Below are 16,870 nucleotides of genomic sequence, written 5' to 3'. Positions count from 1 at the left end.
CCGGGACGGGCGAAACAGGGTCGGCAACGCAGATGCCACCCCCCGGTCCGCGGGCAGGAAGAGGTCCACTCATGACCACCACCCTGACCCTCAAGAACCCCGCCGACGTGATCGCGGCCGTGCCGCACATCATCGGGTTCCAGCCCACCGACAGCCTCGTGGCCGTCGGCATCGGCGGCATGAGCGCGCGGATCGACCACCCGCACAACAGCGGGGACCTGATCGAGTCCTGCATCGCCCTCGGATCGGCGTTCCGCAAGCACCCCAGCCCGGTCATGCTCGTCTCCTTCACCGACACCGCAAGCGACGCCGAGGACGCGCTCACCTGCATCGGAGCGATGGTCGAAGACGTCGCCCCGGTCCTCGCCCGCATCCACGTCACCAGCACGGGGGAGTGGTTCGACCACGTCACCGAGACGGGCGGCAGGGTCACGCTGGCCGACCACGACCGCATCGCAGTCGAGGCGGCATGGATCGGCGCCGCCGCGCCCGTGGCCAGTCGCGAAGCGCTCGCCGTCAGCCTCGCCGGCGACACCGCACCCGTGGCCGCGCTCCTGGACGCGACCCGCATCCGCGATACCAAGACCGAGACGGCATGGATCACCAGCAGGATCAACGAGTTCCTGACCACCGGTGACCACCTCAGCGACGACGACGCGGCGCACCTGCTGGTCGCGCTCGCCAACGTCGAGTTCCAGTACGCCGCCGCCCGGCTGCTCACCAAGGCCAACGCACGCCAGATGGTCGACCTGCTGCGCGACCTCACCCGCCGGGCGCCCGACCGGGTCCGGCCCGCGGCCGCGCTGCTGCTCGGCCTCGCCGCATGGATGCAGGGCCACGGCGCCCTCGCGTGGGTCGCCTACGAGGCTGCAGACGACGCCGGTCACCCGATCGCAAAGTTCATTGCGCACGTCCTGCGCGACGCGATCCGCCCGACCGAATCCGCACTCGCCGGACTCACCGCAGCCTGAGCATCCAGCCGGGGCGGGCACAGGGGACCCGCCCCGGCACTCGGCTCGAGACGGAGCTCGAGCCTCGATCAACCGCCCAGGGCGGCCGAACGCCTGGCGCTACGCGCCAGCCCCTTCTTTTGACGGGTTCCTTGCTCCCACAACGCGAATCTTTTCAGCCCCTCGTCGGCGGTCAAGGCCAAGGCATGTCCTCGCAAGCTCGGAGCCTTGACCGCCTCCTCAGGGCCCGATCCGCGCAGTTGTTGGGAGCAAGGGGCTCCCGAGGTCACCACCCGCAGGAGGCAGTCATGAACGCAACGATCGCAGCGGCCCACCGCGCCGTCTGGTCCCACGAGTTGAAGGACTACGTCTGCTCGATGTGCCGGGTGAACCCGGCCGACATCTCGGCTGACATCGCCGCCGAGTTCGGCACCGACCTGCCCGCCCAGTGGGAGGACTGCAGCGGCGAGAAGATCACCGCTCGCCTGCACATCGAGAACGTCTACAGCGACGGCACCGTGCGCGAAGTCCTCACGGTCCAGATCCCCACGCCCAACGCCGAAGCGCTGGAGGAGTGGGCCGATGACTGCCTGTTCCCGCTCACCGGCACCGGCTGGTACGGCGGCGACGGGATCTACATCGTGACCGTCGTCGACTCCAGCGAGAAGAACCTGACCGGCCGCACCTTCACGTGGGGCATCTGATGTTCCGCATCGAGGCCCACTGGCGCGGCGAGGTCGTCTACGTCGAGCAGACGACCGGCCTGGACTGGAAGGTCCGCACGACCCTGCACGCCGACCCGGCCGACACCACGCTGCTGACCGAGCGATCCGCGCAGCGCGTCGTGGCGCGCCTGGTCAAGGCCAACACAGACGCCGACCCGTGGGACGCGCTGACGAACATCCGCGCCGTCACCTCCTGACCACCACCGAACGGAGAGAAGCCATGAGCAGAGAAGCACCCAACCTGCTGCCGATCGGCACGCACGTCCTCGTCACGCTCCACTCGATCACGGAGACTTCGGTGGTGCCCGGCACCGTCGTGGCCCATGGTCGCCGCTGCAACATCATCCAGACGGCCGCGCACGGCCGCGTCGTGGTCAACACCGCCGACCTGCGCATCGAGCCCGGGACGGGGGAGCAGAGCGCATGAGCGCCGAGACCACCGTCGCGCCGCAGCCGGGGAGTGGATGGTTCGTCGTGGTCGAGCGCTCCACGCTCGGCACGGCCGAGCCGTTGCCCCCGTACGTTGTCGGCCCCTACGCCACCGAGGTCGAGGCGCAGGAAGAAGTCGAGTCGGACTCCGGCATCGCCTTCTGTCTGCTGACCATCGACGCCAAGGAAGAGCGCTACAACGCCGACGACTGCTACGCGACCGACGTGCCGCCGCGCTGGTGCTCGTGGATCATCCCGGCCTGAAATCGGCCGGCCGGGGAGGGCCGCAGCCCTCCCCGGACCCCACCCGCAAGCGCGGCAGGCGCACTTCGTCGACGAGCGTTAGCGGCTGCCGCGACGAAGTGCGCCAGCCTCTACGACCAGTTGCCCGCGGATTCCATCGATCGGGCCCGGTCCTCGCCGGCGGTGCGTGCGTCAGCCTCCGAGTAGTACGACGCTGTGAAGTTTTCGGCGCGTACTTGGCCGCGTCCGTCGACGATTCGCCAGGTCCAGCCGCCTTCGCGGTCTTGTGACGTCTGCACTCGAAGGTTTGCCATACAGAGGACGGTAGGGCGGCCTGCGGCGCTGCGTCTTGGGTTTCGAGCGGTCTGGGGCGGTCCGAGCTGTGCGAGGTACCAGCCGCGGAGGACCGGTGAACGCGCCACCGGCTACGCCGGCGCGACTTCTTTCACGGGTTCTTGCTCCCACAACGCCGATCGTTTCAGCCCCACCTCGCCGGTCAAGGCCAGGGCATGTCACCTGCGGTGAGCCTTGACCGACTCGGCGGGGCCGATCGGCGCAGTTGTTGGGAGCAAGGGGCTCCCGAGGTCACCACCCGCAGGAGGACACCCGACATGAACGCTGCCGAACTGATCGCCGAGGTCCAGAACTCGCTCGCCAACATCTTTGAGCGGATGGGGTGGGCAGAGGACGAGATCGCCCGGGCCCAGAAGCGGCACCCCGACGCCGCGGACCGGATCTACCACTCCTTCAGCCTGCTGGCCCCGCGCGCGGAGCAGGGCGACCGCATGGGAACCGAGATGATCTACCGCGCCCATGCCCGCGAGATCCTCGACCGCGTCGCGGCAGGCGAGGACACCCGGCCGGGAACGTCGGTCGAACTGGTCATCGGCCTGCTCGAGGTCGCTACCCGCGCACCGCTGAACCACGAGGGATTCGGGCTGTGCGCGCGCATGTGGGCCGCTGCCGGTCTGCCTGACCTGGGCGGCATGACCGACACCCTCGGCCACTACGAGGCGATCAGCGCATCCCGCATCGACGACGGCGAGCGCAAGGCCCGGCACGCAGCCCGAGACGACTCCCGCACGCTCGGCGCGATCGAGTGCGAGGGCATGCACCACGGCGACACAGTCGCCTGCACCTACGCGGACCAGACCACCGCGGCCTAACCGCGCGCCGGGGAGGGCCCAGCCCTCCCCGGACCCCACCGGAACGGGACGAGCTCGTTGCGCCCTGCGAGCCCGCCCGGCGACCTGGCGCGCCAGCCCTGTGGGCCCGGGCCTAGGGCTGGCCGCGAAGCCGGTCCATTTCTGCGCGATCGGCGTCAACGTCGACGAAGTAGGACCACCCGGGGTCCAATGCCGCATCCTCCTCGGCGTGCTCCTTCACGTAGTAGCAGCGGACCGACGGAGGAGCTTCGGGGCAGAGGTCGAAGTACGTCTTCACTTGGTAGGGCGCGTGCGGGTCGTCATCGTTCCAAGGCCAGCACAGAACCCTGGCATCCACGTCCTCGGACGTGATCTTCCAAAACGCGCGCTCCTCCGCGTCCCGCTCCTCGCGGAGCTCTGCACGCACGCGGGCGTTGATGGCCTCGTCGCTGGACCACCATGCGGCGTACTCATCGACCCTGCGGCGCAGTTGGTCAGCGGATTCGGCCCATTCCTCCGACTTGAAGGTCTCCCGGAGGAAGACAACGGTGTCACGCTCAAACGTGTTCGTGCAGATGTCGCAGCGATCGCCGTCCACGGCCAGCCGCTGGGAGCCACTTGCGTGCGCGCATTCCTGGAGCAGGCCGTAGCGGAGAACGAGGAAGGCGAACCACGCGTGCTCTGCTTCCGCGGCGTAGACGTGTGCGCGGGGGACCCTCTCGGTCGGAAGATCCGTCAGGCGTTCCGGGTGATCGTGTTCGTCGGCCACACCCACACATGCCTCGCAGCCAAAGCCGGCCGTTGAGTCGGGAGTGGGCGCGTCGTATTCCGACATGCACGATTCGCAGAGTCGCCAGTGCATCGCGCTCTCGCTGCGGTACTCACGCCAGACGTAGTCAGGGTCCCCGATCCGCCGGTGGCTCATCCTTCACTTCCCCTTTGTGGTGTGGCTCCCGAGACCCTGCTGGCCCAGACTGCCAGCACGACCCGACACGAACGAGGCGACGCCGCGGCGGGCCGTCCCCGCGACCCCATATCCGGGAGCGGGACTCGTCGCGGTCAGCTGCAAGCCACCTGAGCATCGACGACCCACTCGGGAACCTCAGTCGATGTCCCCGATCGAACCGCGACATCCCACTTCACGAAGTCACGGAAGGGGACGTGCGTGGTTATCCAGTCCCACGGGCACTGGCATGCCGGACTCATGGACGCGGAGGCTGGGGTGGCCGAGCCAAACAGGCGGGAAAGCTTGCCGTTGCCGTACGGGGTGGAGGACGTCGACGGCGCGCGGATCGCGGCCTCGCAGCTTTGTGCGTAGTTCTGGCGCACCTGCTCGCTGTACTCGGCCGGATTCACAGTCGGCGACCGCTGCGCACTGACGCCAGCGTCCACAGCCGAGTTGTCGCCGGCGCAGCCGCCGGTCAACACGATGACGCCGAACAAGGACGCGGCGAAGAGCTTCACGCCGTCCATGCTGCCGCACGCTGAGCCGCTGTACCTGGAAATCAATTCCGTTGGTGCCTTGCCGGGGCCTGGCGCGCGCCACGGAGGGCGCGGCAAAAGGTCGCCGGCTGAAGCCGGCGGTTGCCGGATCAAGCGAGCGGTTCCTTGCTCCCAACACGCCGATCTTTCTAGACCTCACCTCCACTTCCCAAGGCCAGACATGTCGTCGCTGCGCTGACGAGCCTTGGTCGGTCGGCGCGGCCCGATTCGGCGCAGTTGTTGGGAGCAAGGGGCCCGAGAGGTCCAACCGAGCGAGAGGAGAGGCCGTCATGACCGTCAAGGAGCGGCTCGCAGCGATCACCCGAGGCAAGCAGGCACTGGCCCACCTCGAGGAGCACCCGGACACGACCCGGGCGCAGCTCGGAGCAGCACGCGACCAGCTGAACATTGCGCACAACAGCAGCAGCCGATGGGAGGTCGAGGACGCCGTCTTCGCCCTGGAGTCCATCGTCCTCAACGTCTACGGCGAGATCCCCGCCGAGACCGCCTGACATCCATCAAGCGGCACCACCCACCACAAGGAGCAACATCATGAGCACTGTCATCACCTTCTCCGGCAACCTCGTCGCGGACCCCGAGCTCCGCTTCACCCCCTCCGGCACGGCCGTCCTGGAGTTCCGGGCCCTGGTCAACCGCCGCGCCAAGAACGCCGCCGGCGACTGGCACGACGCCGACCCCACCGCGCACAACGTGAAGGTCTGGGGACAGCAGGCCGAGAACCTCGCCGAGAGCGCCGGCCGCGGCGACCGCGTCCTCGTCCACGGCCTCGTCGAGACCGAGTCCTGGGAGAAGGACGGCGAGAAGCGCACCAAGGACGTCGTCACCATCTCCGAGCGGTTCGGCGACGTCGGACTCTCCACCAAGAGGGCCACCGTCAAGGCCACCAAGGTGACCCGTAGCCACAGCGCCAGCATCGACGACGCCCAGGCCGCCATCGGCGGTGACCCGTGGGCTGTCCCGGTCGGCAGCGAGTGAGGTTCATCCACAGGAGGCGGGGCAGGTCCAGCGAGACCGGCCCCGTCTCCCGCACAATCGCAAATGTCGACACCTCTCGGGAGACACCATGAGCACCACGCCCCGCATCCTTGACCGCAGCGACCGTCCTGCCCGCCGGCGCGCAGCGCTGACCGTCGCGATCGCCTTCGCGACCGCCCCCGCCACGTGGTGGCTGGCAGGCACGGTCGCCATCATCTACGGCGCCGCACTCCTGCTCTTCATGACGCTGACACAAGCAGCGCTGGCAGCCCTCGCGGTCGCGCTCACCGTGATCTGCGGCTACGCACTGGCCACGGCCGGCGTCACCTACTTCACCCCTCGCTCGCGCACCACGCAGCTGGCCTACCTCGAGACCGACCGCGGCCGCGCCGCCACGATCCTGCGACCCGACCCACGGCGCGGAGCGCTCCCCGGCGACGTCCAGGCGGCCGGAGCCGGCGCCTGGCCCAAGCACCGCGGTGTCGGCCCCCAACTGGGGGAGTGGATCCGCGAGAACGTCCACGAGGCCGGCGGGCGGGTCACCCTGACCGCCACGCCGTCCCGGGCGCAGCTCTACCGCGCCAAGGGGTGCGTCGACGACGGCCGCACGGCCGGCTTCCTGATCCGGCTCGCGACCAAGCCACGACCCACCCCGACCGAGATGGAGGGTGAGCGTGAGCGTCTGTGAACCGTGCGCGGCCGGCGCACACACACCGTCCGACTGTGCCAATCAGTCCGTGCCGATGATCCAACGCGCCTGCACGTGCCGATGTCCTACGGCAGAGTCAGATCCAGCGCCGTACTGGACCAACCAAGGAGCGTCCTCGTCGTGACCGACACGACCCATACCCCAAGGGGACCCATGACCGAGAGCGACGAGACCCTCAGCCAGACCCGCGCCGCGGCCGAGGCAGTCCGTGAGCTGTGCCGGCGCACCACCGCCTTGCCAGCCATGACGCCCGCCACCGTTGCCGACGCCCTAGCCAACCTCGCCGAGCTGGCGGCTGCGCTGCCGCAAGCGTCAGCGCAGCTGGGGCGGATCCTCGAGCAGGCCGCGCAGGAACAGAACCTGGCCATGGACGGGATGACCGAGGAGACCGATCCGCGGATGGCGATCGACGTCGCCCGGTATCAGCTCGAGGAGGTCCGCGACGTCGGGGTCGATCTGCACAAGCGGCTCGACATCGCCTTCAACGCCGTCTCGCACATCATCAGCGACGGCACAGAGTGAATTGTGGGGATGGCTATCGAGGCAAACGGGTGTCAGATCGGGTGAAGCTTGGGCTCTGCCTCACCCACGCGAGAGTTCGGGCGGGACTTCTGCACGCGCGCTGCCCCAGCTGACCACCGTTCCGTCGTCCCGAAGGGCCAGCCCCACGTATGTTCCGGCTGAGATTGCAACGACGTCCGCCAGCCCGTCAGGCACTGCGAGCGACCCCATGGCGTCGTTGCATCCCCAGACCGCGACTGTGCCGTCGTTTCGGAGCGCCACATTGTGAAAGTCGGCGGCCGAGATCGCCAGCGCGCCCTCCAGGCCATCTGGCACATCCAGCACGCCGAACTTGTTCCTGGCGTTTCCCCACGCGAACACTCCCCTTTGCGTGAGGCCGAGCGCATGCTCGCCCCCGGCGGCGATGGCGGCACAGCCGAGCCGCACCTGCTCCGGAACCAGTCCGGCGGCTGGGGTGCGGCCGTACATTCCCCAGGCAGCGACATCGCCATACCCCGTGACCGCCAGGCCGTTCGTGGAGCCCGCGGCGATCGCACGGAAGCCCTCAGGGCGTGTTGGCATCGGCACACTGGATTCGCCGGAGTGGTTATTGCCCCACGCGACAATTGAGCCGTTCTCCTTCAGGGCCAACGCAAAACTCGTCGCCCCGGCCGCGATCGCGATGACGCCTGCCAGCCCCTCGGGGGTCCACGTCAAGCCCCATGGCTCACTGCCCCACGCCGCGACCGTTCCGTCCCGCTTGAGCGCGAGGTTGTAATAGCCGCCTGCGGCGATCGCGACAACATCAGTGAGCCCATCTGGTACGGCGAGTTGATTATGCGTGTTGCTGCCCCAAGCGACCACCGTCCCGCCTTCCATGAGGGCGAGACAGTGTTCATTACCGGCAGAGATTGCAACGACGGTCACAGGGTGAGGCTAGTTTCAACCCCGCTGCCGCGACGTCGGATCGCCCGAAGATCCGGAGATCTCCGACGGATCCGGAGGTGTACAAGCGGCCGCCGCAGGCCACGCCACAAACGTCAGGAAGCTGGGCGGGCCGCACTGCTCACCAATGCCTGCTGAACCAGCGTTCTTGAGGCGAACGTTCGGTCACCTCCTTTTCGCTGCATCTCGACAATCTCTGGCGTTCGAAAACGGAGATTGATAGAATCCTCTATAGGAGGTGGTCGAGGTGTCCATGACCCAGATCCCCGAGGAGCTGCGGGCGGTAGTCAAGGCGCGCTCGCGCAAGACGGTCGACGAGCTCGACTACCGCCGCGCCCTGGTCGCGGCCGACAGGCTGTTCTCGCAGCGCCTGGTCGCGCGCGCCGCGGGCATCACGCAGCCCTCACTTTCCTCGGCGCTGAAGACCGCGGAGAAGGTCCCGCCGGTCCGGGAGGGCTTCTCCGGGGCTACCCCCACCGAGATCTGCCAGCGCTACGCCGCTGGCGACCTGGACCGCGCGCAGCTGGTCGACGAGCTGACTCGCTGGACCTACGGCAAGCGCGGCGCGACTGACGGGGTCGACTGGCTTGCGGCTGACGAGCCGGGCAACTTCGGCGAGGTCGAGCGGGCGGCTGATGAGGGCCTGATCGAGGAAGACGTGTACGACGAGATCGTGGAGAAGCTGATCGGGCCGGTGCCCGGCGCGTGAGTTCTCCCGACATCGGGCGGCACATGGACTTGGTGCGCGCCCTCTCCAAGCCCGGACAGGCACTTGGCCCGGACGCCGCGACGGCGACGGTGAACAACCCGGAGTGGTTCGGCCGCAACGCTGACGGCGAACTGATCGCGCGCGGTGCGCGCCGCCGGCTTCACCGCGAGTTGATCACTGAGGCCTTGGCCAAGCACTCCGGCGCCCAGGCGCAAGGCCGGGCGATCGTGCTGGCCGGCCCACCCGGAGCCGGCAAGACCACGACGTTGAAGAAGCAACTCGGCGAGGACGGCCTGGCCAAGTTCGTCCGCATCGACGCCGACGACTTCAAGGAAGCCCTGTTGGCGCGGGCCGAGGCGGACGGCAGCTTTGAGGGCTGGATCAAGCCTCAGGCGGTCAAGGACCTCGAGGCCGGGGGAGAGCGGTTCTTCCCCCTCGAGCTCGCGGCACTGGTCCACGAGGAGTCATCGCTCCTCGCGCGCAAGGCACGCGACCAGATCGTCGCGGCCGCCGACCCCGACTCACCCGGCACAGGCCTCAACCTGGTGATCGACACCGTCTTGAGCAACGAGGCGAGTGCCTTGAAGATGGGCGCCGATCTCGCCGCGGCCGGCTACAGCGTTCGCGTCATCGACGTCGAGGTTCCCTTCGACGTTTCGGAGGACCGGATCCGCGAACGGTGGCGTGACTCCTATGAGGCGGCGCTGGCCGGAGGCCAGGACCAGCTGGGCGGCCGGTGGGTGCCGAGTGAGTACGCCCGGGAGGTGTTCACCGGTCCCGGTGGAGCCGCGCTTTCGGAGGGTGTCGCGCGCCGGCTCGCCCAGGAGTGCCCGGCTGTCGTGGGGTACCAGCTGCACCGCGTCACCTCCGACATGGTCACTGCCGAGAGCCCGTACCCGACGCCGATCGTCGAGTGCGACATGCTGCGCGCCGGCCCGGGCAAGGCCTTGCTCGACCGCAGGCTCGCTGAGGTGCAGCGCAGCCAGTCGCAGGCCTTCCCCCGCGGGCCGGGCCGCCGCGGCCCCGAGCCTGACGGCCCGGGGCTCGGCGACTGACGCCTGGGATCACTCGGTGCCGTTGGCGGCACCCATGGTGATGTGCTCGCCCTGGTCGTCGCGGGGCAGCAGCAGCCCGCGACCGATCGACTCGACGGTGACCGTCTCGCGCCAGTGCTTGGTGCCGGCGTCGTCGACCCATGCCTCGGTCTCGACGTTGCCGATGACGACGACCGTCGTTCCCTTCTTCAGCGTTGCGAGCTTGCTCGCCGTGCCGCGCCAGGCCTTGATGCTGCGGCGGGTCGGCTCAGCATCGACCCACTCGGTGCCCTGCTTCTTGCGGCGGTTGATGAGCACCGTGGCGGTGCAGACCGGGGTGCCGTTGGCGGTCTCCTCGAGGACGGGCTCGGCGGCCAGCTGGCCCTCGAATGCGGTCAGGATCAGGTTCATGGTGGTGCCTCTCTTCGCGGAGTTGTCGACCGTCTGGTGATCGGTCGATCCGGGAGAGGCGTGGTGACCCCAGTGGAAGGTGGGCCACTCGTCCCCCTGCTCCCGAACAACTGCCGCCCATGCGGCCGGCGAAGCAGTGCAAGGGTCGCCGGAGGCGACATGTCTTGCCCTTGCGCGCGCAGCTGGCCGTATCAGAATGGGCGGCGTCGGGAGCAGGAAGACAGAAGCAAGAAGGGCCGGACCGAACGGTCCGACCCTCGCGCCCGGAGGGCGCAGCCCGGCAAAGCCGTGCAGTTGAAGTGGTCGCGCGAAGCGCGGGGGAGTGGTGGCTCTTCGGTGGCTGCTTGAGCCGCAATCACCCACGGCCGTGAGGGTGTCCACGGCCCGGACCGGGACAGGTGCGAAGCACGGGAATGGCTCGAGAGGCCGGGCTGTGGTCAACCGTCCCGGGGTCCCGTCGTCCATTCCTGTGGGCGAGGCCGAGCCGGTTGTAGCTCGGATCGTCCACAGGTGGTCGAGGGGCTGAGAACCTCAGCCCGCGGATCCGCCGGTGGCAGACTTCGGCGCCGCCTTGCGGCGCGGCTTGCCCGCCTTCTCCGGCTCGGCGATGCCGAGCTTTCGCAGCTCGTCTGCGGTCCAGCCGTCGCGCAGCGCGGCGGCGTACGCCTGGGCGTCTTGACGCTCCAGCGTCGCCAGCAGCTCGCGGTGCTCGTCGAGCGCCGTGCGCTTCTCCACCAGCGCGCGAACGGAGGTGATGCGGTTGTCCAGGAGAGCGCGTGCGGCGCGCTCGGCTTCGTCGATGTTCAGCGTCATGGACGCATCTTCACATGCGACTCAAGGGGGCCCTGATGGGCCCGATCTGTTGGCACCGCGCGCGGTAGCCCGCGGCGCGGTGCGTTGCTCCTCAGGGCTGTGCCCAGCGGAGCAAGTTATATGGTTAGGTACCCTAACCGTTGACAGTCCCAGCGCGCTGAGCGCACACTGGTTCTGTGTCCTCGCACGGAGGCGAGGTCGCTGCGCTGGCGGACCCTGACGGGTCGGGAGAGGAGGCACCGATGAGTGAGGAGCACTCGCGGAACCTCCGGCGCCGTCGGCGCGAGAACGTCCCGGGTGGCAGGTCGCACCCGTACAAGGTGCTTGTCAGCGAGGACGAGAAGCAGCAGCTCGAGGCACTGGCCGGCGCGGCCAAGGTGTCGGTCCAGCGGCTGCTGGTTGCCTCAGCTCTTGCCGGAGATCGTGGGGGAGTGGACCAGCAGCGGGAGAACGCCGCGGCGCTGTTCCACATCGAGCGGTTGCTGGCGAACCTGGCCAACAACATCAACCAGATCGCGCGCCAGGCGAACGCCGACAACTCGATCCGTGAAGACACTCGCGTCGTCTTGGCGGAGGTCCGCAAGGCAGCGAAGCGGATCGACGCGACGCTCGACCAGATGGCCTGGTGACGCAGCTTGTTCGCGAAGATCACCACCGGTGACCGCATGGGCGGTCTGCTGTCGTACCTCGCCGGCGAGGGCCGGGCCAACGAGCACACCGACCCGCACGTCGTGGCCGGTGACGCCACGGTCATGGCGTGGCACTTCGACGAGCAGCTGACGCGCGAGAGTGCGCTCGACCTGGCGCACCACCTCGACCGTCCGCGGCGGAACTTCGAGCGTTCCGCGAAGTCCGGGGGAGTGGCGACGAAGACGAAGCCGCACGTGTGGCAGTGCTCCCTCTCGCTGCGCTCGGAGGAGGGTCAGCTGCCCGATGAGGAGTGGCAGAAGATCGCCGAGGCGTTCGTCGAGCGGATGGGTTTCGGTGACCACGAGGGCACCAAGGCGCCGACGCGATGGGTTGCGGTCCGGCACGGTCTGTCGGCCGGAACGGTCGACGAGAAGACCGGTCAGCTCGGCGGTCGAAACGACCACATTCACATCGTGGTGAACCTGGTCCGCGAGGACGGAACCCGCGCGGTTCGCCACAACGACTTCATCCGAGCCCGCGACCTGTGTCGCGAGCTCGAGAAGGAGTTCGGTCTGCTGCCGCTGGATCCGAACAGCTATGAGGTGGCGCGTTCGCATGCTCGAGCGACGTGGGAGGAGAAGCGCCGCGATGAGCGCGGCGCCGGCGCGGATCCGCGCATTCCGTGGGCCGAGCTCGACGATGACCAGCAGCGCATTCTGGTGGCGGAGGAGTTCGCTTCGCCGGAGGAGTTCGAGCGCGCCTGGTCGGCGCGGGAAACGCACGCCGAGACGATCGTCTCGGCGGGTCAGTACCAGTACGGCGAGCAGGAGCAGGCCGCTCGCCGCAAGGCCCGTGGCCGGTTCGAAGCGGACCGCAAGGCAGGCCGCGAGACGCGCGAGTGGAGGTTCCTCCCGAAGGCCGAACGCGACGCCCTGATCAACGCCGCGATCGTTGCCGAGCAGCCTCGCTGGGCGATGGCCCGCACCGTCCGTGCGTGCGCCGGCGCCTCGGCCGACGAGGCCGAGTTCGTACGCCGGATGCGCCAGCACGGACTCGTCGTCCGACCCCGCTTCGCCCGCGGCCGGACCGACATCGTCGAGGGCTACTCCGTGGCGGTTCGCCCCGAGGCGGGGGAGTCCCCGATCTGGTACGGCGGCAACACCCTGGGCCGCGACCTGGCGCTGCCGCGGCTGCGTGCCGAGTGGCCCTCGACGCCCCAGAGCGCCGACGCGGCCGTGGCCGAGTGGAGCGCAGGCAAGGCCGGCTCGCCGGCGGTTGCAGCCGGTCGCGAGACGCAGTCGCCGGACCCGGCGATGTGGCAGGACGCGGCCGCGCGGATCGCCGAGCTGCGCAAGCAACTCGCGCACGTCCCGCTCGACGACCACGGCGCCTGGGCGAAGGTGGCGCGAGAGACCGCGGCCGCGTTCGCGGCCTGGTCCAAGGCGACGGAGCCCACGCCCGGACCGTTCGCTGCCGCGGCGGACACGCTGGCGCGGTCCGCGCAGACGACCAAGCCGATCAGGCCCATGACCGCGCTGCCGTCGGTCGCCGGAACGGCGTACCTCCTCATGGCGGCGAGCAAGGGCGGGCCCGCGGCTCAGATGGCGATGCTGCGGCAGCTGATCGCCCTGGGCAAGGCAGTGCACGACATGCACGCCGCGACGTCGGCGGCGAAGCGCGCGACCAACATCGAGCAGACCATCCGCGGCCAATTGGCCGCGGTCGACGCGCGCCTCGCGGCCGCGTCGAGTCCCGCAGCCGGACCGGCGGCGAGCCGGGGCCACAGCGGCCACAGCGGCCCCGGCGCCACGCCGGCACAGCCGGCGCAGCGTCCCACGACCGCACCGGGGCGGCCGTGGACTGGCCCGGGTGAACCGGGCCGACCTGATCGAGGAATCGAGAGGTAGGGGGAGTAACCATGACGGAGAACGACGGCATCGAGGATGCCCTGCACCAGCAGCTGCAGGTGGCCATGACGGCCGCCGGCCGCGTCGCTGAGGCGATGGCTCGCGTGCGAGAGCAGCAGCAGAAGCGGGCCGCGTCGGAGAGCGAGGCGCGGGGACGAGATCTCCACGCACGGTTCGACGGGCAGCGCGACGCCGCGCGTGTCCACTACCCACTGGTCGACAACCCCCAGTGGTGGGAGCACGGCAGCCGGACCGAGATCAGCCAGGTCTACGGCATGGCGGCGGCGTGGAAGGACTACGACCCGGAGGCCGCGCGTGCAGAGCAGCGGATCGTCGAGGAGGTGCAGAGCCGGTACGGCATCGACGTGCGCGCTTCTGCACCGGCCGAGTTGGGGGAGCGGCTGTCGACCGCGGCCGACGAGCTCGCCCGCCAGGCCGACGTCGACCTGGTCGAGGGAGCCGCTCTGCTGGCGGCCGCCGATCGCGCCGACCAGCTCGCGGCCGAGGCGCACGACGACGAGCGCGACGCGTCGACGCCGGAAGAGGAGCACGAGGCCGCCAAGGAGGTCGAGCAGCACGAGCACGAGGCCGCCGACCTCGAGCGCCGCGGCGAGATCGCCTACGACACCGCCGAGCGCCGCGCCGCCACGGCGGAGGAACTCTCCCGGACGGTCGGGAGCAGCGAGGGAGTGGAGGCCAAGATGCTGGCCGACGTCTCCCAGGGCGCCCCGGCCCGCCAGGCGACCCACGGCAAGCAGGGCCGCGCCAAGGCCCGGCCGAGCCGCGGCAAGGGTCAGTCGAAGCAGCAGCAGCGAGGCCTCTCGAGATAGGCGACCGCATCGTTCTCGTCCCCGAGAAACAAAGAAGGCCTCTCCCCGCCGGGGGAGAGGCCTTCTGTTCGTGGGTGGAGTTTCAACGCCGGAGTGCCACGGCCTGATGGGGAAGTACCGAGAGCACCAGCGCGATGACGAAGCCGATCACGGTCCAGCCGAGCAGCAGGTTGAAGAAGAAGATCGGCCAAGCGTTCGACTTCCCCCGCAGCGCGGCGATCATCCAGGGCAGGAAGTATCCAAGGGTGCAGATCGTCAGAACAACGCTGATGATCACGCTGATTGGCCGCCCGCGGCGGTCGGTGATGACCCGGCTCATCGTTCGATCAACGCGTCGTGATGTCGACCGGTGCGACCTTGACTAGGCACTGGTCTTCGTTGAACTCCTCCAGCGTCGCGGTCAGGCGGACCCTGGTGTTAGCCGCCAGTTCCGCGCCCGCGGCGAGGGGAATGTCGCTCTCCGCGATGCTCTCCATCTGGAAGTAGGCACCCTTACTGCTGTTCACCCCAGCATCCCCGGGCGCGAACGTGACGGTCCACCACGGCTGCCCGAGGTAATCCTCGGCGATGGGGTCCGCAATGACCGATCCGTTGAAGGCGACCTTCCGGCCCTGGTTGGCGTCGACGAACTTGCCGATCGCTGGGTCGCAGTTGTCGCCGATGGTCATCAGGGCCGCAAACTCCTTGTTGTTTTGCGGATTGATCACCTTGTTGCTGCGAGCCGGCGTGGGCTCCGGGGACGGCTTGTCAGATGGGATGGCCTCGTCAGAGGGTTCCTCCTCATCCTTCTCCTTCTTCTCGGGGAAGGTGTGGTACGCGACGACGACCTTGGCGTCCTTGTCGAAGACGTCGCCCGACTCGAAGTCCTTGGAGCCGTTGATCTTGACGTCCTCGACCTCACCGTCCTTGGTGAGCCAGCCGGTGATCAGGTCGTCGATCTTCTTGGTGTCGACCTTGGTGAAGCCCGCGTCCTTGAGGTCGCTCACGACGCCCTTGTACTGCTCGCCTTCCATGTCACTCGCCGAGGCGGGCGCCTTGGTCTGGTTCGCGCTGAGCGTCTCGCCGCCGCAGGCGGAGAGGGTGAGCAGGAGTGCAGTGCCGAGCGTGCCGGACAAGATGCGTCGCTTCATGGCAGCGACCCTATTGAGACATTTTGTGCAGCGCAGACGAACGCACGGATCACCCGGCGGTCCCGACGAAGCGGGCCGCGCCAGAGGAGCTGTCGACGATCAGCTCTCTCGAGCGCAGGCGTCTGATCTCTCGCCGCGCTGGCGCTGTGCTCGAGCACCCGCAGCAGGGCCGAACGTCGAGATGTTTCCGGGCGTCAGAAATTCTGCGTGGGGTCTCGCCGACTTCGTAGATAGGACGCTTCGCGGGCTCGCGGATGATGACCCGGGCTAAGGATGCAAGGATCTAACGGAGGACTTATGTACGACAACGAGGAAGCAACGACGCAGGCCGGGTACCGGCGCACCGTCCCGCTCGACCCCGAGAAGGCCGAGGACCTGATGGCGCGGGCCATCGCGGACGGCTGCGGCTCGCCCTCCTACATCACCCTCCGTGAGCACCTCTGGGCCTACGCCCTGCCGGTGATGAAGGACGCGCTGCGCACCGGCAAGATCAAGACGATGCTCGAGAAGCACAGCGTCATCCAGGCGGTGAGCTCGTCGGACCGGGTCGCGTTGCACAGTGACCTCGAGGCGCGCGACGCGCTCGCGGTCGACGTGGTCGCTGCCGGTGAGCAGCACTTCCGGGATGTGACGATCGAACGCGAGCGGTGGAGGCCAGACGGAGGTTCCAGCATCGAGACGTTCTTCGTCACCGGGTGCCTGTTCGCGTTCCCCAAGGCCTACAGGGCGTGGTCCCGCGAGAGGGTCGATCGCGTCGTCGCGATCGCCAAGCGCTACCCGGAGGCGTTCGCCCCGGGCGCGAGTGCCGACACCGCGCAGATGGCCGTCGACCGGGAGCTGCTCCGGACTGCGATCCGGCTGGCCGACGACGAGACGCGCGCGATCCTGGCGCTGCTGGCCGCCGGCTCCACCCACGCCGAGGTCGGCGAGGTCGTCGGTCTCAGCGCCAGGGCGGTCGAGGGTCGGGTGTACCGATTCAAGAAGACCGTTCAGGTTGCGCTCGGTGGGCGGGGGAAGGCGGCATGAGCGGCATCGGCGTCTCAGCCGGGTCCATCGGAGCCGGCCTGCTCACTGCGCTCTCGGGCATGCCGTGGGGCGTTGCGGCCCTCGTCTACGTCGGCCTGCTCTTGGTCCTGGTCCTGGGAGCAGTCGTCCCCCAGGAGTCGGCGGATCGGCTCGCCTGGTGGCAGAGCCTGTGGGCTCGCAAGGCCCGGCCGACCCGAGGCGAGGGTCAGTCGAAGCAGCAGCGAGGCCTCTCGCACTGACGACCCTGGACGAACT

24 protein-coding genes are annotated in these 16,870 nt (G+C 69.0%); 17 read left to right on the top strand and 7 right to left on the bottom strand.

The features are described 5' to 3' along the window. Positions 1–71: 71 nt before the first annotated feature. The 6 genes from IEX47_RS17335 to IEX47_RS17310 all read left to right on the top strand — a co-directional run bounded on the left by IEX47_RS17335 (position 72) and on the right by IEX47_RS17310 (position 3,513). Entirely contained in the window at positions 72–971 is a 900-nt protein-coding gene (locus tag IEX47_RS17335; protein WP_188785360.1) for a DUF4192 family protein, read from the top strand. Between the two features lie 287 nt (positions 972–1,258). Then, entirely contained in the window at positions 1,259–1,654 is a 396-nt protein-coding gene (locus tag IEX47_RS17330) for a hypothetical protein (protein WP_188785358.1), read from the top strand. Further along, positions 1,654–1,872 (top strand): hypothetical protein, encoded by a 219-nt coding sequence (locus IEX47_RS17325; RefSeq protein WP_188785356.1) that lies wholly within the window; start codon positions 1,654–1,656, stop codon positions 1,870–1,872. Before IEX47_RS17330 ends, IEX47_RS17325 begins: the two co-directional genes overlap by 1 nt. Before the next feature lie 23 nt (positions 1,873–1,895). After that, positions 1,896–2,102, top strand: a complete 207-nt coding sequence (locus IEX47_RS17320; protein ID WP_188785354.1) for a hypothetical protein — start codon at positions 1,896–1,898, stop codon at positions 2,100–2,102. Continuing rightward, positions 2,099–2,368, top strand: a complete 270-nt coding sequence (locus IEX47_RS17315) for a hypothetical protein (RefSeq protein WP_188785352.1) — start codon at positions 2,099–2,101, stop codon at positions 2,366–2,368. Before IEX47_RS17320 ends, IEX47_RS17315 begins: the two co-directional genes overlap by 4 nt. A 590-nt stretch (positions 2,369–2,958) precedes the next feature. After that, positions 2,959–3,513: a hypothetical protein gene (locus IEX47_RS17310; RefSeq protein WP_188785350.1), complete on the top strand. Its 555-nt coding sequence runs from the start codon at positions 2,959–2,961 to the stop codon at positions 3,511–3,513. Between the two features lie 112 nt (positions 3,514–3,625). On the opposite strand, the gene IEX47_RS17305 is transcribed toward IEX47_RS17310, so the two are convergent. Next, positions 3,626–4,327 carry a hypothetical protein gene (locus IEX47_RS17305; RefSeq protein ID WP_188785349.1) on the bottom strand — a complete coding sequence of 234 codons (702 nt, stop codon included), beginning with the start codon at positions 4,325–4,327 and terminating at the stop codon, positions 3,626–3,628. 224 nt (positions 4,328–4,551) lie between these two features. After that, entirely contained in the window at positions 4,552–4,956 is a 405-nt protein-coding gene (locus IEX47_RS17300; protein WP_188785347.1) for a hypothetical protein, read from the bottom strand. 308 nt (positions 4,957–5,264) lie between these two features. Here IEX47_RS17300 and IEX47_RS17295 point away from each other — a divergent pair, with 308 nt between their 5' ends. From IEX47_RS17295 to IEX47_RS17280, 4 genes are all read left to right on the top strand, one after another. Further along, complete coding sequence (locus tag IEX47_RS17295) at positions 5,265–5,486, top strand: hypothetical protein (RefSeq protein WP_188785345.1); 222 nt, start codon at positions 5,265–5,267, stop codon at positions 5,484–5,486. 40 nt (positions 5,487–5,526) lie between these two features. Continuing rightward, the gene (locus IEX47_RS17290; protein ID WP_188785342.1) at positions 5,527–5,970 is read left to right on the top strand and encodes a single-stranded DNA-binding protein; all 444 of its coding nucleotides are present in this window, start codon (positions 5,527–5,529) and stop codon (positions 5,968–5,970) included. 88 nt (positions 5,971–6,058) lie between these two features. Continuing rightward, entirely contained in the window at positions 6,059–6,658 is a 600-nt protein-coding gene (locus IEX47_RS17285; RefSeq protein ID WP_188785340.1) for a hypothetical protein, read from the top strand. Positions 6,659–6,832: 174 nt separating this feature from the next. Then, complete coding sequence (locus IEX47_RS17280) at positions 6,833–7,201, top strand: hypothetical protein (RefSeq protein WP_188785338.1); 369 nt, start codon at positions 6,833–6,835, stop codon at positions 7,199–7,201. A 60-nt stretch (positions 7,202–7,261) separates the two neighbouring features. Here the strand turns inward: IEX47_RS17280 and IEX47_RS17275 are convergent, their stop codons facing one another. Beyond that, a complete protein-coding gene (locus tag IEX47_RS17275) occupies positions 7,262–8,107 on the bottom strand; it encodes an RCC1 domain-containing protein (RefSeq protein ID WP_188785336.1) in 846 nt (281 codons plus the stop codon). A gap of 265 nt (positions 8,108–8,372) precedes the next feature. Here IEX47_RS17275 and IEX47_RS17270 point away from each other — a divergent pair, with 265 nt between their 5' ends. Together IEX47_RS17270 and IEX47_RS17265 are read left to right on the top strand one after the other, a co-directional pair. Continuing rightward, positions 8,373–8,834 carry a hypothetical protein gene (locus IEX47_RS17270; RefSeq protein ID WP_229662968.1) on the top strand — a complete coding sequence of 154 codons (462 nt, stop codon included), beginning with the start codon at positions 8,373–8,375 and terminating at the stop codon, positions 8,832–8,834. A gap of 32 nt (positions 8,835–8,866) precedes the next feature. Then, a complete protein-coding gene (locus IEX47_RS17265; RefSeq protein WP_188785333.1) occupies positions 8,867–9,889 on the top strand; it encodes a zeta toxin family protein in 1,023 nt (340 codons plus the stop codon). Between the two features lie 9 nt (positions 9,890–9,898). Here IEX47_RS17265 and IEX47_RS17260 read toward each other — a convergent pair whose 3' ends face one another. Next, positions 9,899–10,279: a single-stranded DNA-binding protein gene (locus IEX47_RS17260; protein ID WP_188785330.1), complete on the bottom strand. Its 381-nt coding sequence runs from the start codon at positions 10,277–10,279 to the stop codon at positions 9,899–9,901. Between the two features lie 531 nt (positions 10,280–10,810). Then, positions 10,811–11,092, bottom strand: coding sequence for a hypothetical protein (locus IEX47_RS17255; RefSeq protein ID WP_188785329.1), 282 nt, complete (start codon positions 11,090–11,092; stop codon positions 10,811–10,813). Between the two features lie 242 nt (positions 11,093–11,334). Here IEX47_RS17255 and IEX47_RS17250 point away from each other — a divergent pair, with 242 nt between their 5' ends. From IEX47_RS17250 to IEX47_RS17240, 3 genes are read left to right on the top strand one after another with little or no spacing between them, the layout of a single operon-like run. Further along, positions 11,335–11,721: a plasmid mobilization protein gene (locus tag IEX47_RS17250; RefSeq protein WP_188785327.1), complete on the top strand. Its 387-nt coding sequence runs from the start codon at positions 11,335–11,337 to the stop codon at positions 11,719–11,721. Between the two features lie 6 nt (positions 11,722–11,727). Beyond that, a complete protein-coding gene (locus IEX47_RS17245; RefSeq protein ID WP_188785325.1) occupies positions 11,728–13,629 on the top strand; it encodes a relaxase/mobilization nuclease domain-containing protein in 1,902 nt (633 codons plus the stop codon). 11 nt (positions 13,630–13,640) lie between these two features. Continuing rightward, on the top strand, positions 13,641–14,459 hold the full coding sequence (locus IEX47_RS17240; RefSeq protein WP_188785323.1) for a prolipoprotein diacylglyceryl transferase: 819 nt from the start codon (positions 13,641–13,643) through the stop codon (positions 14,457–14,459). Between the two features lie 82 nt (positions 14,460–14,541). On the opposite strand, the gene IEX47_RS17235 is transcribed toward IEX47_RS17240, so the two are convergent. Beyond that, positions 14,542–14,778 carry a superinfection immunity protein gene (locus IEX47_RS17235; protein ID WP_188785321.1) on the bottom strand — a complete coding sequence of 79 codons (237 nt, stop codon included), beginning with the start codon at positions 14,776–14,778 and terminating at the stop codon, positions 14,542–14,544. A gap of 7 nt (positions 14,779–14,785) precedes the next feature. Next, positions 14,786–15,589 carry a DUF4839 domain-containing protein gene (locus IEX47_RS17230; RefSeq protein ID WP_188785319.1) on the bottom strand — a complete coding sequence of 268 codons (804 nt, stop codon included), beginning with the start codon at positions 15,587–15,589 and terminating at the stop codon, positions 14,786–14,788. 297 nt (positions 15,590–15,886) lie between these two features. Here IEX47_RS17230 and IEX47_RS17225 point away from each other — a divergent pair, with 297 nt between their 5' ends. Continuing rightward, positions 15,887–16,615, top strand: a complete 729-nt coding sequence (locus IEX47_RS17225; RefSeq protein ID WP_188785317.1) for an RNA polymerase sigma factor — start codon at positions 15,887–15,889, stop codon at positions 16,613–16,615. Beyond that, positions 16,612–16,854, top strand: a complete 243-nt coding sequence (locus IEX47_RS17220; RefSeq protein ID WP_188785315.1) for a hypothetical protein — start codon at positions 16,612–16,614, stop codon at positions 16,852–16,854. Before IEX47_RS17225 ends, IEX47_RS17220 begins: the two co-directional genes overlap by 4 nt. Positions 16,855–16,870: the final 16 nt, after the last annotated feature.

The sequence above is a fragment of the Nocardioides phosphati genome, from assembly GCF_014646375.1.
In the GTDB taxonomy this organism is placed as follows: Bacteria; Actinomycetota; Actinomycetes; order Propionibacteriales; family Nocardioidaceae; genus Nocardioides; species Nocardioides phosphati.
This window is presented reverse-complemented; position numbering and strand designations above follow the sequence as displayed.

What these genes read in the sequence shown, in the direction of transcription:
- IEX47_RS17330 (WP_188785358.1), top strand. Translation starts at nt 1,259, where the DNA reads ATGAACGCAACGATCGCAGCGGCCCACCGCGCCGTCTGGTCCCACGAG.
- IEX47_RS17225 (WP_188785317.1), top strand. Translation starts at nt 15,887, where the DNA reads ATGTACGACAACGAGGAAGCAACGACGCAGGCCGGGTACCGGCGCACC.
- IEX47_RS17285 (WP_188785340.1), top strand. Translation starts at nt 6,059, where the DNA reads ATGAGCACCACGCCCCGCATCCTTGACCGCAGCGACCGTCCTGCCCGC.
- IEX47_RS17290 (WP_188785342.1), top strand. Translation starts at nt 5,527, where the DNA reads ATGAGCACTGTCATCACCTTCTCCGGCAACCTCGTCGCGGACCCCGAG.
- IEX47_RS17260 (WP_188785330.1), bottom strand. Translation starts at nt 10,279, where the DNA reads ATGAACCTGATCCTGACCGCATTCGAGGGCCAGCTGGCCGCCGAGCCC.
- IEX47_RS17280 (WP_188785338.1), top strand. Translation starts at nt 6,833, where the DNA reads ATGACCGAGAGCGACGAGACCCTCAGCCAGACCCGCGCCGCGGCCGAG.
- IEX47_RS17295 (WP_188785345.1), top strand. Translation starts at nt 5,265, where the DNA reads ATGACCGTCAAGGAGCGGCTCGCAGCGATCACCCGAGGCAAGCAGGCA.
- IEX47_RS17235 (WP_188785321.1), bottom strand. Translation starts at nt 14,778, where the DNA reads ATGAGCCGGGTCATCACCGACCGCCGCGGGCGGCCAATCAGCGTGATC.
- IEX47_RS17240 (WP_188785323.1), top strand. Translation starts at nt 13,641, where the DNA reads ATGACGGAGAACGACGGCATCGAGGATGCCCTGCACCAGCAGCTGCAG.
- IEX47_RS17325 (WP_188785356.1), top strand. Translation starts at nt 1,654, where the DNA reads ATGTTCCGCATCGAGGCCCACTGGCGCGGCGAGGTCGTCTACGTCGAG.
- IEX47_RS17220 (WP_188785315.1), top strand. Translation starts at nt 16,612, where the DNA reads ATGAGCGGCATCGGCGTCTCAGCCGGGTCCATCGGAGCCGGCCTGCTC.
- IEX47_RS17335 (WP_188785360.1), top strand. Translation starts at nt 72, where the DNA reads ATGACCACCACCCTGACCCTCAAGAACCCCGCCGACGTGATCGCGGCC.
- IEX47_RS17305 (WP_188785349.1), bottom strand. Translation starts at nt 4,327, where the DNA reads ATGTCGGAATACGACGCGCCCACTCCCGACTCAACGGCCGGCTTTGGC.
- IEX47_RS17230 (WP_188785319.1), bottom strand. Translation starts at nt 15,589, where the DNA reads ATGAAGCGACGCATCTTGTCCGGCACGCTCGGCACTGCACTCCTGCTC.
- IEX47_RS17310 (WP_188785350.1), top strand. Translation starts at nt 2,959, where the DNA reads ATGAACGCTGCCGAACTGATCGCCGAGGTCCAGAACTCGCTCGCCAAC.
- IEX47_RS17320 (WP_188785354.1), top strand. Translation starts at nt 1,896, where the DNA reads ATGAGCAGAGAAGCACCCAACCTGCTGCCGATCGGCACGCACGTCCTC.
- IEX47_RS17250 (WP_188785327.1), top strand. Translation starts at nt 11,335, where the DNA reads ATGAGTGAGGAGCACTCGCGGAACCTCCGGCGCCGTCGGCGCGAGAAC.
- IEX47_RS17255 (WP_188785329.1), bottom strand. Translation starts at nt 11,092, where the DNA reads ATGACGCTGAACATCGACGAAGCCGAGCGCGCCGCACGCGCTCTCCTG.
- IEX47_RS17315 (WP_188785352.1), top strand. Translation starts at nt 2,099, where the DNA reads ATGAGCGCCGAGACCACCGTCGCGCCGCAGCCGGGGAGTGGATGGTTC.